Annotated in this window: 16 protein-coding genes and 1 pseudogene; 6 read left to right on the plus strand and 11 right to left on the minus strand. The window is 54.4% G+C overall.

Annotation, left to right across the window (positions count from 1 at the left end; translation table 11 throughout):
* Window positions 1-119: 119 nt before the first annotated feature.
* From fur to ybfF, 5 genes are all read right to left on the minus strand, one after another.
* Window positions 120-572 (minus strand): ferric iron uptake transcriptional regulator, encoded by a 453-nt coding sequence (fur, locus tag QNN86_RS04710; protein ID WP_117342236.1) that lies wholly within the window; start codon window positions 570-572, stop codon window positions 120-122.
* A complete protein-coding gene (locus QNN86_RS04715) occupies window positions 565-651 on the minus strand; it encodes a ryhB-regulated fur leader peptide (protein WP_117342237.1) in 87 nt (28 codons plus the stop codon). Before QNN86_RS04715 ends, fur begins: the two co-directional genes overlap by 8 nt.
* Before the next feature lie 210 nt (window positions 652-861).
* Window positions 862-1,392: a flavodoxin FldA gene (gene fldA / locus QNN86_RS04720; RefSeq protein WP_167456047.1), complete on the minus strand. Its 531-nt coding sequence runs from the start codon at window positions 1,390-1,392 to the stop codon at window positions 862-864.
* Window positions 1,393-1,672: 280 nt separating this feature from the next.
* A complete protein-coding gene (gene ybfE / locus QNN86_RS04725; RefSeq protein WP_096757867.1) occupies window positions 1,673-1,960 on the minus strand; it encodes a LexA regulated protein in 288 nt (95 codons plus the stop codon).
* 128 nt (window positions 1,961-2,088) lie between these two features.
* Window positions 2,089-2,862: an esterase gene (gene ybfF, locus QNN86_RS04730; RefSeq protein ID WP_181618909.1), complete on the minus strand. Its 774-nt coding sequence runs from the start codon at window positions 2,860-2,862 to the stop codon at window positions 2,089-2,091.
* Between the two features lie 195 nt (window positions 2,863-3,057).
* Between ybfF and seqA the strand changes: the two genes are divergently transcribed.
* Together seqA and pgm are read left to right on the plus strand one after the other, a co-directional pair.
* Window positions 3,058-3,600, plus strand: coding sequence for a replication initiation negative regulator SeqA (gene seqA, locus QNN86_RS04735; protein ID WP_096757864.1), 543 nt, complete (start codon window positions 3,058-3,060; stop codon window positions 3,598-3,600).
* A 24-nt stretch (window positions 3,601-3,624) separates the two neighbouring features.
* Window positions 3,625-5,265: a phosphoglucomutase (alpha-D-glucose-1,6-bisphosphate-dependent) gene (gene pgm, locus QNN86_RS04740; protein WP_115259072.1), complete on the plus strand. Its 1,641-nt coding sequence runs from the start codon at window positions 3,625-3,627 to the stop codon at window positions 5,263-5,265.
* Window positions 5,266-5,363: 98 nt separating this feature from the next.
* Here pgm and kdpE read toward each other — a convergent pair whose 3' ends face one another.
* The 6 genes from kdpE to kdpF are packed head-to-tail and all read right to left on the minus strand — an operon-like array spanning window position 5,364 to window position 13,145.
* The gene (kdpE, locus tag QNN86_RS04745; RefSeq protein ID WP_182270176.1) at window positions 5,364-6,041 is read right to left on the minus strand and encodes a two-component system response regulator KdpE; all 678 of its coding nucleotides are present in this window, start codon (window positions 6,039-6,041) and stop codon (window positions 5,364-5,366) included.
* Entirely contained in the window at window positions 6,038-8,722 is a 2,685-nt protein-coding gene (gene kdpD, locus QNN86_RS04750) for a two-component system sensor histidine kinase KdpD (protein WP_414210701.1), read from the minus strand. The genes kdpE and kdpD overlap by 4 nt, the downstream gene beginning before the upstream one ends.
* A gap of 10 nt (window positions 8,723-8,732) precedes the next feature.
* On the minus strand, window positions 8,733-9,299 hold the full coding sequence (kdpC, locus tag QNN86_RS04755; RefSeq protein ID WP_181618912.1) for a potassium-transporting ATPase subunit KdpC: 567 nt from the start codon (window positions 9,297-9,299) through the stop codon (window positions 8,733-8,735).
* 8 nt (window positions 9,300-9,307) lie between these two features.
* The gene (gene kdpB / locus QNN86_RS04760) at window positions 9,308-11,356 is read right to left on the minus strand and encodes a potassium-transporting ATPase subunit KdpB (protein WP_414210702.1); all 2,049 of its coding nucleotides are present in this window, start codon (window positions 11,354-11,356) and stop codon (window positions 9,308-9,310) included.
* A gap of 20 nt (window positions 11,357-11,376) precedes the next feature.
* Window positions 11,377-13,056, minus strand: coding sequence for a potassium-transporting ATPase subunit KdpA (kdpA, locus tag QNN86_RS04765; protein ID WP_414210703.1), 1,680 nt, complete (start codon window positions 13,054-13,056; stop codon window positions 11,377-11,379).
* Window positions 13,056-13,145: a K(+)-transporting ATPase subunit F gene (gene kdpF, locus QNN86_RS04770; protein ID WP_008456132.1), complete on the minus strand. Its 90-nt coding sequence runs from the start codon at window positions 13,143-13,145 to the stop codon at window positions 13,056-13,058. The genes kdpA and kdpF overlap by 1 nt, the downstream gene beginning before the upstream one ends.
* 307 nt (window positions 13,146-13,452) lie before the next feature.
* Here kdpF and QNN86_RS04775 point away from each other — a divergent pair, with 307 nt between their 5' ends.
* The 4 genes and pseudogenes from QNN86_RS04775 to QNN86_RS04790 all read left to right on the plus strand — a co-directional run.
* Complete coding sequence (locus QNN86_RS04775) at window positions 13,453-13,659, plus strand: YbfA family protein (protein ID WP_162382539.1); 207 nt, start codon at window positions 13,453-13,455, stop codon at window positions 13,657-13,659.
* A 96-nt stretch (window positions 13,660-13,755) separates the two neighbouring features.
* On the plus strand, window positions 13,756-14,310 hold the full coding sequence (locus QNN86_RS04780) for a DUF1722 domain-containing protein (RefSeq protein ID WP_414210704.1): 555 nt from the start codon (window positions 13,756-13,758) through the stop codon (window positions 14,308-14,310).
* A gap of 18 nt (window positions 14,311-14,328) precedes the next feature.
* The gene (gene phrB / locus QNN86_RS04785) at window positions 14,329-15,747 is read left to right on the plus strand and encodes a deoxyribodipyrimidine photo-lyase (protein WP_414210705.1); all 1,419 of its coding nucleotides are present in this window, start codon (window positions 14,329-14,331) and stop codon (window positions 15,745-15,747) included.
* 40 nt (window positions 15,748-15,787) lie between these two features.
* Window positions 15,788-16,222: pseudogene (locus tag QNN86_RS04790) on the plus strand (Rpn family recombination-promoting nuclease/putative transposase); the annotation flags it as partial.
* Window positions 16,223-16,251: the final 29 nt, after the last annotated feature.

Below are 16,251 nucleotides of genomic sequence, written 5' to 3' on the forward strand. Positions count from 1 at the left end.
CACATTTTGCGGATTTTCGGCGGTCAGCGGGGGGGAATTGTGACTATTTCGTACTTAATTTTTACTGATACGTTAATCCCCGACTCAATGTGGAGCAGGGGACTGACGTAATTTAACGATTATTTTGCGACACCGTCGTGTGCATGTTCATCTTCGCGGCAATCGCCTTCAGCGCAGTGACCGTAAAGATACAAACTGTGGTTGGTTAAGCGAATACCGTGCTTAGTGGCAATCTCACGCTGGCGCGCTTCGATAGAGTCATCGCTGAATTCGACCACTTTGCCACAGTCGAGGCAGATCAGGTGATCGTGGTGATGTTGCTGGGTCAGTTCGAAGACGGATTTGCCACCTTCGAAGTTATGGCGGGTCACGATACCGGCATCATCAAACTGGTTCAACACGCGATACACGGTCGCTAAACCAATTTCTTCACCCATGTCGATCAGGCGTTTGTATAAGTCTTCCGCACTGACGTGATGGTTATCCGGTCCCTGAAGAACTTCCAGAATTTTTAAACGAGGAAGCGTTACTTTCAGGCCAGCCTTCTTTAATGCGGTATTGTTGTCAGTCATGCGGAATCTGTCCTGTAGCTAAACGGTTCACTTCATTAAAAGAAGTGACAGAAAATGCACTTGAGATAATGCGTATCATTATAGAACTGCCACGCCTAAATGAAAACTGCAAGCCTCTGGCAAATATTGTTAATCAAAACGTGGTATCGCCAACAAACACACTGTGCAATACCCGATTGGCATCCAGCCATTGTACAGGGTCAGGCGAGAAAGTTACAAATTTGTAGCAATTATTTTGATTGGTTTTATCTATTGATGCGGCACAGATGAAGATCTGCGCCGCACGAAATTAGGCGTTAATGATTTCGTCGAGATGCAGTTCTGCTGAAATCTGCTTAACCCATTTTTCAACGCGTTCTGCGGTCAGTTCAGGCTGGCGATCTTCATCGATAGCCAGGCCGACAAAGTGGTCGTCGTCAGCCAAACCTTTGGATGCTTCAAAGTGGTAACCCGCCGTTGGCCAGTGACCGACGATGGTTGCGCCGCGCGGTTCGATGATGTCGCGAATCGTGCCTAACGCATCGCAGAAATATTCTGCGTAATCTTCCTGATCGCCACAGCCAAACAAAGCAACCAGTTTACCGTTAAAATCAATGTCTTCGAGGGTCGGGAAGAAGTCGTCCCAGTCACACTGCGCTTCGCCGTAGTACCAGGTCGGGATGCCGAGCAGCAGAATGTCATACCCTTCCAGGTCTTCTTTGCTGCTTTTTGCAATGTCATGTACATCGGCAACGTCTTTACCAAGCTGTTTTTGAATCATTTTTGCGATGTTTTCGGTATTACCGGTGTCGCTGCCGAAAAAGATGCCAGTGATTGCCATGAGTAAAATAACCTCTTGAAACTTATTGAAATGGTGGTGGCGCATTGCCCACGGATAAGGGCAATCATAGCAGAACAGTCAGGCATGCGGAAACAGCAAACACGCTGGACTGCACTCTGTGCTACACGATTTATGATTTATACCCGTCATACTTCAAGCTGCATGTGCGTTGGCTTTCCTCGCTCACCCCAGTCACGTACTTATGTACACTCCTGGAGATTCGCTGCGTCGCCGCCTTGATGCAACTCGAATTATTTAGGGTATAGAGCAGAATTTCAGACTATGCCTGACCACGCAATGTGGCGAGTTGGATCATCAGCATCTCTTCAATGAGTTCGCTGCGGCTCATATTACGCGCATCAGCCAGCTCATTCAGCGCGTCAACGGCGTCGGCGTTCAGTTTCAGTTCGACACGCTTAAGCCCACGAACTTTGTCGCGTTTAAGCTGATTACGTTTGTTAATACGTAACTGTTCATCACGCGAAAGCGGATTGGTTTTGGGTCGTCCCGGGCGACGCTCCTGCGCGAACAGATCTAATGTCGTACGGTCCGTTTGTTCTTTGGCCATGATCTTGGTGACTTCGGGGAAACAATCAGCCAGGCGTCTGCCCGGATGGATAGCGCGCCATCATACATCAGCAGGGGAGGCGCGCCAACGCCCACGCACGTAATCGCGCGCGGACGCTGAGTTTTTAATCAGTTAGCCTGTTCTGTCAGATAACGACGGATGGCGCGCAGCACGGCTTCGGGTTTTTCTGCATGCACCCAATGGCCCGCGCCGGCAATAACATGTGCCCGTGCCTGGGGAAATTGCGCCAGCAATGGGGCTCGATACGCTTCAGTAACGTACGGTGAGTTCCCCCCAGGGATGAACAGCGCCGGGTGATCCCAGGCCGGAATGGTTTCCCAGCCGACAATATGCGGATACTGATCCCACAATACCGGGACGTTAAAGCGCCATTCACCGTCTATAAATGATTTCAGCAGAAACTGGATCACGCCTTCTTCTTTAAGATGTTGGCGCATCACGCTAGCCGCCTGCTGGCGCGACGCGGCTTCTGCATCCGTCACCGCATTAATCGCCGCAAATATCTCATCGTGACGGCGGACTTGGTAATCAACCGGGGCAATATCGATAGCCACCAGCTTATCAATACGTTCCGGTGCCAGGGCGGTTAGCGCCATCACGGCTTTGCCCCCCATTGAATGGCCAATAAAGGTGGCTTTTTCTATCTCTTGGGCATCCAACGTATCCAGCAGATCTTGCGCCATCGCCGGGTAGTTCATCTCCCCAGAACGGGGTGAGAGGCCATGATTTCGCATATCAACCTGGATGATATTGTGATCGACAACCAGAGAGCGGGCCAGTATGCCCAGATTGTCCAGGCTGCCAAACAGCCCGTGCACCAGGACGATGGGAGAATTATTGTGCAGGTTTTGTGCAGATTGCGCTCGGATATTCAATTTCATGGCAAAGTTCTTTTTTTCACGCTAGCGGGTTAGGGTATCATGTTGACCATTCTGCCACACGGCTGCAACAACTACGGTTACTCCGAGTTTTTCCGGCCATCGGGCTTGACGCTATCCGCTGTTGGGATTTGCCTTTACACTACGCGTGTACAGTCCCAACAACTTGTATTCAGCTAAACACCGCACTGGATTAAGATGAAAACGATTGAAGTTGATGATGAACTCTATAGCTATATTGCCAGCCATACCAAGCATATCGGCGAGAGCGCATCCGACATTTTACGGCGTATGTTGAAGTTTTCCGCTGCATCACAGCCTGCCACGCCGGTGGTGAAAGACGTCCGCGCCGTGCAACCTGTCGTGGAAGCCAAGCCGGTTAACCCTGTAAAAGACAAAGTGCGCGCCATGCGTGAACTGCTGCTTTCCGATGAATATGCGGAACAGAAAAAAGCAGTGAATCGCTTTATGCTGGTGCTGTCTACACTCTATTCACTGGATCAACACGCGTTTGCCGAGGCAACAGAATCGTTGCATGGTCGCACGCGCGTCTATTTTGCAGCGGATGAACAGACGCTGCTGAAAAATGGTAATCAAACCAAGCCGAAACACGTGCCAGGCACGCCGTATTGGGTGATCACCAACACGAATACCGGCCGTAAATGCAGCATGGTTGAACACATCATGCAGTCAATGCAATTCCCTGCGGAATTGATTGAAAAGGTTTGCGGAACAATTTAATCCTTGCATTAGAAGGACCAGGCAATGGCAATCCACAATCGTGCAGGTCAACCTGCACAACAGAGTGATTTGATTAACGTCGCCCAACTGACGGCACAGTACTATGTACTGAAACCAGAAGCAGGGAATGCAGAGCACGCCGTTAAGTTCGGTACGTCCGGGCATCGCGGCAGTGCAGGTCGTCACAGTTTTAACGAACCGCATATTCTGGCTATCGCTCAAGCGATTGCTGAAGAACGTGCGAAAAACGGAATTACTGGCCCTTGTTATGTGGGCAAGGACACTCACGCGCTGTCTGAACCGGCATTTATCTCTGTACTGGAAGTGCTGGCGGCAAACGGTGTTGATGTCATCGTGCAGGAAAATAACGGCTATACGCCAACGCCCGCCGTGTCTAACGCTATCCTGGTCCACAACAAAAAAGGCGGCCCGTTGGCTGACGGTATTGTGATCACACCGTCCCATAACCCGCCGGAAGATGGCGGGATTAAATACAACCCGCCAAACGGTGGTCCGGCAGATACTAACGTCACTAAAGTGGTGGAAGACAGGGCCAATGCACTACTGGCCGATGGCCTTAACGGCGTGAAACGTATTTCACTGGATGCGGCGCTGGCGTCGGGTCACGTGAAAGAACAGGATCTGGTGCAACCGTTCGTTGAAGGATTGGCAGACATCGTCGATATGGCCGCGATCCAGAAAGCGGGCCTGACGCTGGGTGTTGATCCGCTGGGTGGCTCCGGTATCGAATACTGGAAGCGTATTGCTGAGCACTACAAACTGAATCTGACCATCGTTAACGATCAGGTTGATCAGACCTTCCGCTTTATGCATCTCGACAAAGATGGCGCCATCCGTATGGACTGCTCCTCTGAGTGTGCCATGGCGGGTCTGTTGGCGCTGCGTGATAAGTTCGATCTGGCGTTTGCCAACGATCCGGACTACGACCGTCACGGCATTGTTACTCCGGCAGGGTTGATGAACCCTAACCATTATCTGGCGGTGGCAATCAACTATCTGTTCCAGCATCGTCCGCAGTGGGGCAAAGAGGTTGCTGTCGGTAAAACGCTGGTGTCCTCCGCGATGATTGACCGCGTGGTGAATGACCTGGGTCGCAAGCTGGTGGAAGTGCCGGTTGGCTTTAAATGGTTCGTTGACGGTCTGTTTGACGGCAGCTTTGGCTTTGGCGGTGAAGAGAGCGCGGGCGCGTCATTCCTGCGTTTCGACGGTACGCCATGGTCGACGGACAAAGACGGGATCATCATGTGCCTGCTGGCGGCGGAAATTACCGCGGTTACCGGTAAAAATCCGCAGGAACACTATAATGAACTGGCCGCGCGCTTTGGTGCGCCAAGCTACAACCGTTTACAGGCTCCCGCGACGTCTGCGCAGAAAGCAGCGCTGTCTAAACTGTCTCCGGAAATGGTTAGCGCCAGTACGCTTGCCGGTGACCCGATCACTGCACGTCTGACCGCTGCACCAGGTAACGGTGCCTCCATTGGCGGTCTGAAGGTGATGACCGACAACGGCTGGTTTGCCGCACGCCCGTCCGGCACCGAGGACGCCTACAAGATTTACTGTGAAAGCTTCCTCGGCGCTGAGCATCGCCAGCAGATTGAGAAAGAAGCGGTTGAGATTGTTAGCGAAGTGCTGAAAAACGCGTAAGGCCTAGACCGGATGATGATGCTCGCGTCGCCATCCGGCATGAATTATAAAAGCCGGATAGCTTATATGCTGATCCGGCTTTTTTATTCAGCATCTGTTCACGGCATAAATCGATAGCCGATCCCTGTTTCGGTAATAAAGTGACGTGGACGGGCCGGGTCCAGCTCCAGTTTCTGGCGCAAATGCCCCATATAGATTCGCAGGTAGTGGCTGTGTTCGACGGCATTGGGTCCCCATACCTGGTTTAACAACTGGCGTTGGGTGAGCACTTTACCCGCGTTGTTCAGCAGGATAGCCAGCAGGCGAAACTCAATCGGCGTCAGATGTATTTCCTCTTCACCACTGTGTACCAGCCGCGCGGCAATATCCACTTTAATGTTTGAGAATTGAACCACCGGTTCGGGCGTTTGCCCGGTTGCGTGGCGGCGTAAGGCCACGCGTAAACGCGCCTGCAGCTCGCCAATACCAAACGGTTTGCTGAGATAGTCATCGGCACCGGCGTCCAGCGCGGCGATTTTGTCGCTCTCCTCACTGCGGGCAGAAAGCACAATCACCGGGATGGCACTCCATTGTCGCAGGTCGCGAATAAAATCGATGCCGTCACCGTCCGGCAGGCCGAGATCGAGAATGATGAGATCGGGTTTTCGCGTGGCCGCTTCCAGCAGGCCACGTTGCAGCGTTTCTGCTTCGTAAACGCGCAGGCCATCGGCTTCCAGCGCGGTGCGCAGAAAGCGGCGAATGGCCTGTTCATCTTCAACAATCAGTACGTTTGTCACATATCCTCATGAAAATCTTCAAGTTCAGGGGGCGCTTCCTGCGGGAGTGTAACACGGAAGCCTGCGCCACCCTGCGGTCGATTGTGGGCGGTAATCGTCCCGCCGTGTACGTTCACAATCGCCTGACAAATAGCCAGTCCCAGCCCTACGCCCGGTACAGAGGATTCTTTGTTTCCCCGGGAGAATTTGTCGAAAATTGCGAGCTCCTGGCCCGCCGGAATACCGGGGCCATCATCCCATACATCCAGCAGCAGATGCTCACCTTCGACCTGTGCATCAATGCCGATTTGCGCCTGCGGACCCGCGTATTTGATGGCGTTTTCCAGCAGGTTAATCAGCACCCGTTCAAACAGTGGACCGTCAACGTGAATCAACGTCAGCGGCGCCGGAAGCGACAGGTTAATCGGCGCGGCTAAGCCAGGTTCCAGCATTTGCAGGGCGCTGCCCACGACTTCCTCAAGTGTTAACCACTCCTTCTTAAGATTAAAGCCGCCAGACTGGATCCGCGCCATATCCAGCAAATTATTGACCAGCCGGGTGGTATTGAGCACGTGCTGGCGAATTTCGCTAGCCTGACGGGCGTGAGGGGAGCCTTCGCTGGCGAGGTCCAGCGTTAAAATCTCCGCCTGGCCAAACAGCACCGTGAGCGGCGTGCGTAAATCATGAGAGAGTGCTGCCAGCAGGGCATTGCGGATGCTTTCTCGCTCGCTGGCAAGGCGCGCCAGTTCTTCGCTGGCGGTCAGCGTCAGACGCTCGAGTGCGCTGGCAACCAGCAAGGTAAAGGTTTCCAGCAGACGCTGCTGTTCCGGGATCATCAGCTGACGCAGATTCCCCGGCTCCACAACCAGTAGCCCGTGCGTTTTGTCAGCACTTTTCAGCGGCAAGATCTGATATGGCACGCCGGGGAGGGTATCGGTGCCTGCGCCTGCTGGCTGCCCTTTATCAAAACTCCATTGGGCAATGGCGTCATCCCACGGCGTCATACCCTGCTGCTGCGTCAGCGGTGCCAGCTTTCCGTGCCCATCTGGCAATAACACCTGGCTGCGGGCCTGAAAGGTGGAGGCGATAAACTGTTCGCTGGTGGTGGCGATATCTTTCTGGCTACGTCCCACGGCCAGCGCTTTGGACATCTCGTACAGATGACGCGTTCGCTGCTCCCGATAACGCGCGACCCGAGCCTGATAACGCACGCCCGCGGTCAGATTCCCGATAACCAGTCCGACCGTTAACATTACCGTAAAAGTGAGCAGATACTGGACGTCTGAGACGGCAAGCGTCCCACGTGGCGCAATAAAGAACAGATCGAAGCTGGCGACGTTGATCATGGTCGCCACTACCGAGGGCCAACGACCATAAAACAGGGCGATAACCACCACGCCTAACAGATAGAGCATCACCAGATTGGCGGCGTCAAAGGCAACCAGCCATTGCATGGCAATCAGCGTAATGAAGGCGCACAGCGCGGCGGCCACCAGACAGCCCTGAATTTGTACCCGCCATTTATCCTTAAAAGTGCGAGTATCCATGGTTTGGGCTGCTGCGCGTGGTGGAGGCTCGTCCAACGCGACAATCATCAGATCGAGATCCGGGGCACGATGAGCCAGCTTGTCGGCAAAGGAGTCGCTGCGCCACCAGCGGCGCGTGGTTGGCCGTCCCAGCACAATTTTTCCCAGGTTATGCTCCCGGGCGTAACGAATCACCGCCTTGTCTTCGGCGGGATCGGAAAGGGTGGCGGTTTCCGCACCCAGTTCCTGTGCCAGCCGTAGCGCGCTTAAGATCGCACGGCGCTGTTTTTCCGGGAGCTGATGCAGCGCCGGGGTTTCGACATACACCGCGTGCCACACGCTGCCAAGGCGAGCAGCCAGACGTGCGGCGGCGCGTACCAGCTTTTCACTGCCGGTATTGTGTCCAATACACAGCAAAATCGCGTCACGGGTGTGCCAGACTTTTTCCTCTCCCGGTCGTCCTCGCCAGGCGCGCATTTGATCGTCTACCCGATCGGCGGTACGGCGCAGGGCCAGTTCGCGCAGGGCGATTAAATTACCTTTGCGAAAGAAATGTTCGATTGCCCGTTCAGCCTGACCGGCGATATACACCTTGCCTTCGTTGAGGCGCTGGCGTAAGTCGTCAGGCGGCAGATCGACCAGCACCACATCGTCAGCGGCATCGAAAAAGGGATCGGGGACGGTTTCACGCACCTGAATACCGGTCACGCCGCTGACCACGTCGTTCAGGCTTTCCAGATGCTGCACGTTTACGGTGGTAAAAACATCAATGCCCGCTTCCAGCAGCTCTTCAATGTCCTGCCAGCGACGAGGATGGCGTGAGCCTGGCACATTGCTGTGCGCCAGTTCGTCCATCAATATCAGCGCCGGGCGGCGGGCGAGAGCCGCATCAAGATCGAACTCGCTGATGCGTCGCCCGCGGTGAGTCTGACGTTTTAACGGCAGCACGGCCAGACCGTCCAGCAGCGCGGCGGTCTCTTTGCGTCCGTGGGTTTCCACCACACCGATCAACACATCCAGGCCTTGCGCCCGCAGCCGCTGGGCCTCCGCTAGCATGGCCCACGTTTTACCCACGCCGGCACAGGCACCGAAGAAAATTTTCAGTTTTCCACGATGCGGGGCGGTCGTTTGTTCCAGTAAACGGTCCGGATCGGGGCGTAAGGGTTCGCTATGCATGTCCTTTGTCTCAGTGCTTATCCAGCGCTAAATTAAGTTCCACCAGGTTCACCACCGGTTGACCGATAAAACTGACCAGCGGCTTTTGCGTGTATTGTGCAACCAACTGCGTAACCTCTTCAACGCTGAGGTTGCGCGCTTGCGCCACGCGTGGAATCTGCCAGGCAACGGCCTCTGGCGTCAGGTTATTATCCAGCCCGCTGGCGGATGCGGTTACTAACTCCACAGGAACGACAGGGCTGGCCTGCGGGTTGGCGGCACGCAGCGCGGCAATCCGCTTTTGCAGTTGCTTATCCAGCTCCGGGTTGCTGGCGGCCAGATTACTGCCACCCGAACCCATTGGATTATAGGGTATTTCCGCCGTTGCTGACGGGCGTCCCTGAAAATATCCGGCGGCGGTAAAGTGTTGCCCGATGCGTTCAGAACCGCGGATCGTCTGACCTTCACGGATGAGTGAACCGTTGGCCTGATGGGGAAACCACCATTGTCCCAACGCGGTGGTCAGCAGCGGGTAAACCCCGCCGGTAATAAGCATCAGGAAAAGTAATGTCGATAATGCAGGACGTAATCCATTCATCTTAAACCTCACACCAGACCCAACAGGGTCAGCAGTAAATCAATCACTTTAATGCCAATAAACGGCACGACCAGACCACCCAGGCCGTAAACCCACAGATTGCGACGTAACATGGCGGAGGCGGACAACGGTTTGTAGCTCACCCCTTTCAGTGCCAGTGGGATCAGAAAGACAATCACCAGCGCATTGAAGATAACCGCGCTGAGGATTGCCGAATCCGGCGAATGCAGACGCATCACGTTAAGCGCGTTGAGCTGCGGATAGGTGGCGGCAAACGCCGCCGGAATAATGGCAAAATATTTGGCGACGTCGTTGGCAATACTGAAGGTGGTCAGTGAACCGCGCGTCATCAGCATCTGTTTGCCAATGTGGACCACTTCGATAAGCTTGGTGGGGTTAGAATCAAGGTCCACCATGTTGCCCGCTTCTTTAGCCGCCTGGGTCCCGGAGTTCATGGCGACCGCAACGTCTGCCTGCGCCAGTGCGGGGGCGTCGTTCGTGCCGTCACCGGTCATTGCCACCAGACGGCCTTCCGCCTGGTACTGACGAATCAGCGCCAGTTTGGCTTCCGGTGTGGCTTCGGCTAAAAAGTCATCTACCCCGGCTTCTGCCGCGATCGCCGCGGCGGTCAGGCGGTTATCGCCGGTGATCATCACCGTTTTGATGCCCATTTTGCGCAGTTGGGCAAAACGTTCTTTGATCCCGCCTTTAACGATATCTTTCAGGGCAATCACGCCCAGCACTCGCGCACCTTCGGCAACGACCAGCGGCGTCGCGCCAAGGCGGGCAACGCTTTCCACTTTCTGCTCCACGTCGGCTGGAAAGTGCCCGCCGTTGGCCTCGACGTGACGACGAATGGCGTCAACCGAGCCTTTACGGATCATGCGGTCGTCGATGTTAATGCCGCTCATCCGGCTTTGCGCGGTGAACGGCACAAACGTGGCGTGCAGCGATTGCACATCGCGTATGCGCAGATTAAAGCGCTGTTTTGCCAGAATCACGATGCTGCGACCTTCCGGCGTTTCATCCGCCAGTGATGAAAGCTGCGCCGCGTCGGCCAGCGTTTTTTCGTCGACACCGTGGGCGGGAATAAAATCTGATGCCTGACGGTTACCCAGCGTAATGGTGCCGGTTTTATCCAGCAACAGTACGTCGACGTCACCTGCTGCTTCGACCGCCCGCCCGCTGGTGGCGATCACGTTCGCGCCGAGCATTCGGCTCATACCGGCCACGCCAATCGCCGAGAGTAGCCCACCAATAGTTGTCGGGATCAGGCACACCAGCAGGGCAACCAGCACCGTGACGCTAACTGCACTGCCGCCCCAGGCCGAGAACGGCCACAGGGTGGCGGTTGCCAGTAAAAAGACGATGGTCAGGGCTATCAGCAGGATTGTCAGCGCGATTTCGTTGGGCGTCTTACGCCGCTGGGCGCCTTCAACCATGGCGATCATCCGGTCGAGGAAGGTTTCACCGGGGTTCACGCTGCATTCGATAACCAGCCAGTCGGAAAGAATGCGGGTCCCGCCGGTTACGGAAGCAAAATCACCGCCGGACTCACGGATAACCGGCGCAGATTCCCCGGTAATGGCGCTTTCGTCCACCGATGCGCCGCCTTCAATCACCTCGCCGTCGCAGGGAATAATATCGCCTGCTTCCACCAGTACGATATCGCCTTTGCGTAGTTCCTCTGCGGGAACATGATCCATCCCGGCCCCGTATTTCGGTTCACGCAATTTGCGGGCAAACGCCGTTTTTTTAACCCCTTTCAGGCTGTTGGCCTGGGCTTTACTGCGTCCTTCCGCCAGCGCTTCGGCAAAGTTGGCGAACAGGACGGTGACCCACAGCCAGAGGCTTATCGCACCGGTAAACAGGGCGTTCCCTGTCATGTGCCCGGTTGCCATGGCGACGGTTAACAAGGTTGTCAGCAGGCTGCCCAGCCAGACGATAAACATTACCGGGTTGCGCCACTGGGTATGTGGGCTTAACTTTTTAACGGCGTCCATCAGCGCCTGTGCGACCAGAGACGGTTCGAACAGTGCCAGTTGTTTGCGACTCATAACAATGTGCTCCGCATCGCTCAACGTAAAGAGAGGTATTCTGCGACCGGGCCAAGCGCCAGTGCAGGAATAAAGGTGAGGGCGCCAACCAGTAACACCGTACCGATCAACAACCCGACAAACAGTGGGCCGTGGGTGGGGAGCGTCCCCTGACTTGCCGGTTGGCTCTTTTTACCCACCAGCGAACCGGCAATTGCCATCACCGGAATAATGACCCCGAAGCGGCCAAAGAACATGCACAACGCCAGCAGGCAGTTCCAGTAAGGATTGTTGGCGCTTAACCCGGCAAAGGCGCTGCCGTTGTTGTTGGCGGCAGACGACACGGCGTACAGTACTTCGCTGAAACCATGCGGGCCGGGGTTGAGCATGGCGCTACGACCCGCGTCGCTCATCATGGCTATCGCTGTGCCGATCAACACCAGCGCAGGAGTGACCAGAATCGCCAGCGCGGTCATTTTCATTTCGCGCACGTCGATTTTCTTACCCAGATATTCCGGCGTGCGCCCGATCATCAGTCCGGCGATAAACACTGCCAGCAGGACGAACAGCAGCATGCCGTATAAACCGGAGCCCACGCCGCCGAACACCACTTCGCCAATCTGCATCAACCACATCGGTACCATCCCGCCCAGTGCGGTGAAGGAGTCGTGCATCGCGATGACCGCCCCACAGGAGGCCGCCGTTGTGACGACCGCGAACAGACTGCTGACCAGTACGCCAAAGCGGCTCTCTTTCCCTTCCATATTGAGACTGCTGTCTGCGCCAAATGCCAGCAGATGTGGGTTTCCTTGAACTTCCGCCCACATCACAATCGCCACGCAGATGACAAAAATCAGCGACATGGCCCACAGTAAGGTGCGTCCCTGACGGCGATCGCCCACGACATCGCCAAAGGCAAAGCACAGGGCGGCAGGAATGCAAAAGACAGCCAACATCTGCACCATATTGGTCAAGGCGGTTGGGTTTTCAAACGGATGCGATGAGTTAGCATTAAAGAAGCCGCCGCCGTTGGTACCGAGCATTTTAATGGCCTCCTGCGAGGCAACCGGTCCCATTGGTAACAGCTGCTTGACGCCTTCAAGGGTGGTGAATGACTGATAGGGCAGCAGGTTTTGCAGTGCGCCTTGCTGAATAAAGAACAGGGCAATAAGCAGAGAAAGAGGGAGCAGGATCCACAGCGTAATGCGCACCAGATCCACCCACGCATTGCCCAGGGTATTCATATTCTGGCGCGTAAAGGCGCGGATTAGGGCAAAAATCACCGCAATACCGGTCGCCGCAGACAGAAAATTCTGCACGGTTAAGCCAGCCATCTGGCTAAAGTAGCTTAAAGTGGTTTCGCCACTGTAAGACTGCCAGTTGGTATTGGTGACAAAACTCACGGCGGTATTCAGCGCAAGATGCCATGACAGCCCCGGTAGCTGCTGAGGATTCAGTGGTAACAAGTTTTGCGCCATCAGCAGGGAAAACAGCACCAGCAGACCCAGGATATTGAGCATCAGGATCGCCAGCAGGTACTGTTTCCAGTTCATCTCATGTTGTGAAACGCCTAACCCGCGCCAGAGAATACGCTCAACACCGGTTACGCCCGGAAGGGGGATGTTGGTGATGAGTCGTGCCAGCACGGCACCCAGCGGTCTGGCGATGACAAATAACACCAGTAAGAAACTGGCGATGAGTAAAAATCCTTGTGCCGCCATCAGAACGCCTCCGCCTTAATCAGGGCATACACCAGATAACCGAGTAATAAAAAAACCAGCACAATGCCAGTTATCACGCCTGCACTCACGGTGCACCTCCAGTGACATCAATGTGATAACCAGAGCGTAGGTTTTTGGTTGCAAAGATTTCGCAAAAATTGGCGGGTGGGGTGTAAAAAAAGTATAAAAATGGCAAAGACCGTTATTTAACTAATGATTAGTATTAATTTAACTTTTATGTAACCTAATTACAGCTTCAGGCTAAACGGAGCATCAATAGACAAAAATAAGTGGTCGGATGAGTAGCAAAATTACACACAAGGCGGTATTATTTTCATCAGTTAACCAAATTTATTTTCCGGTGCTATTCACCGAACAGATTGAGGGGAGAAAAGTATGGAACTCTATAAAGAATATCCAGCGCACATTGTCTTATTACGCCGTACTTTCGCCGTCGTGGCGGGCGTGCTGGCGCTGCCGGTGATGCTGTTCTGGAAAGATCGCGCCCGTTTTTACAGCTACCTGCACCGCGTCTGGTCGAAAACCAGTGATAAACCGGTGTGGATGGATCAGGCTGAAAAAGCCACCTGCGATTTCTATTAAGTCATCGTAATTGCTAAAAAAACCGCCAACAGCAATGTGGCGGTTTTTTTATGCGCTGACGTCTACACTTACCCGAATAACGGAAAAGGAGTCGTGATGAGCAAAAGAATTCCTGTGGGTATCCGCACGTGTCAGGCGACAGCAGCGAGTGAGAAACCGCCGTTCGACGACAGTACTCTGGTGCGTATTTATGCGCTGCATGAACTGTATAAGCTTCGACAGCGCGGGCTAACGCGCGGGGCCTTGATTGACTATCACACCCGCTACAAACTGATCCTGCTGGCGCACTCCCAGCCAGAGTATCGTGAACTTGGCCCCTTCGTTGCCGCCATCCACGAATGGCAAAGTCTCGATGCGTTTTTTAATGAGTACCGCTTACGACTGACGCATTTGCTGTTCAATAATGCAACCCGACGTAATCACACCAATGTCCTGATGCACGTTCAGGGTTATTTCCGCAATCAACTCGATCTGCATCAACGTCAGGAACTGACCTCGATAATCTATAGCTATCGACGTGAAGCGCAGCCACTGCTTGCACCGTTAATGCTCATCAAACACTATATGGCCGAGCACCCGAACACCTGGCTGTCCGGGCAACGTTATTTTGAACTCTGGCCGGCAATTCTGGATTTGCGCGGCAAAAATTAATTTATCTGCGGGAGTTTTATGACCACGCATCTGGTCTGGTTTCGGCGTGATTTGCGCCTGCATGACAATCTTGCTCTTGCGGCGGCGTGTCGGGATCGTTCAGCCCGGGTGTTGGCGCTATATATCTCCACCCCAGAACAATGGGCGGCGCATGATATGTCTGCGCGTCAGGCGGCGTTTATCAGCGTGCAGTTGAATGCGCTACATGCGGCGTTGGCAGAAAAAGGGATCCCGCTGCTGTTTCATGAAGTTGCCGATTTTGCTGCCAGCGTGGAGACAGTAAAACGTGTTTGCGCACAGCATGACGTCAGCCGACTGTTTTATAACTATCAGTATGAAATCAACGAACGGCAGCGTGATGCAAGGGTCGAGAAGCAGTTGCCTGACGTCGTGTGCGAAGGCTTTGACGACAGTGTGATCTTACCCCCGGGCGCGGTTATGACCGGCAATCATGAAATGTATAAAGTCTTTACGCCGTTTAAAAATGCCTGGCTGAAGCGAATTAAAGACGGCATTCCGGAATGTGTTAGCGCGCCAATGGTGCGGGAGAGTGGGGCGCTCAACGCGCCGTTAACGCCACTCACGCTGAATTATCCGCAGCAAGATTTTGATGCAGCACTTTTCCCGGCGCAAGAAAAACGGGCTATCGCGCAGTTACGCCAGTTTTGTCAGCAGGCCGCGAGCGACTATGAGCAACAGCGTGATTACCCGGCCATTGAAGGCACCAGTCGCTTGTCTGCGAGTCTGGCTACGGGCGGGCTATCGCCGCGTCAATGCCTGAACCGTCTGTTAGCCGAACAGCCGAAGGCGCTAGAGGGCGGTGCCGGGAGCGTCTGGCTAAATGAACTTATCTGGCGCGAATTTTACCGTCATTTAATGACTTACCATCCGGCGCTGTGCCGACATCAACCGTTTATTCGCTGGACTGACCGTGTGCAATGGCAGAACAACGCGGCGCATCTTCAGGCGTGGCAGACGGGAAATACGGGATACCCCATTGTTGATGCCGCGATGCGCCAGCTTAACGCTACCGGCTGGATGCATAACCGTTTACGCATGATCGCCGCCAGCTTCCTGGTGAAAGATCTGTTGATTGACTGGCGTAAAGGCGAGCAGTATTTCATGTCGCAACTGATCGACGGCGACCTGGCGGCCAATAATGGTGGCTGGCAGTGGGCTGCGTCTACAGGAACCGACGCGGCACCGTATTTCCGCATTTTTAATCCCACCACTCAGGGGGAAAAGTTCGACCGCGACGGTGAGTTTATCCGCCGGTGGGTTCCCGAGTTGCACGACGTACCTGGTAAAGCGATCCACGATCCGTGGACGTGGGCGGAAAAAGCGCAGGTTACCCTCAGTTATCCCCGTCCGATTATTGATCATAAGCAGGCCAGGCTAGCGACGCTGGCGGCCTACGAGGCGGCACGCAAGGGGTGAGCGTGCGGTCGATTTCTGCGTACTGCCTTCCGGTAGCATGGTTGTGCCAGATGACGACATCATGGCTCACAGGCGAATGGCGTTGCTGGAACTGATGCAAAAGCATATCCGTCAGCGGGATTTGATGGGGCTGGTAGAGCAACTGAGCACACTGCTACTAACAGGTTGCACTAATGACACGCAGCTACAGGCGATGTTTAATTACATTCTGCAATCCGGCGATGAATCTCGTTTCACTGAATTTATGCAAGAGATGACGCAACGGATCCCCCAACACAAGGAGAGGCTGATGACTATTGCGGAGCGGTTACGGTTAGATGGAGTACAGGAAGGGCTGCAACAAGGACTACAGCAAGGTAAGCAAGAAGCCGCGTTGCGTATTGCGCTAACCATGCTGGCACAAGGAATAGATCGCGAAATGGTATTACTGATTACCGGTTTGGCTGAAGAGGATTTGGCAGCGAATAATGCGTAACCGTCTGATAAAAAACAGGCCCGACTCAT

Source organism: Citrobacter sp. C348 (genome assembly GCF_047467975.1).
Classification (GTDB): domain Bacteria; phylum Pseudomonadota; class Gammaproteobacteria; order Enterobacterales; family Enterobacteriaceae; genus Citrobacter; species Citrobacter gillenii.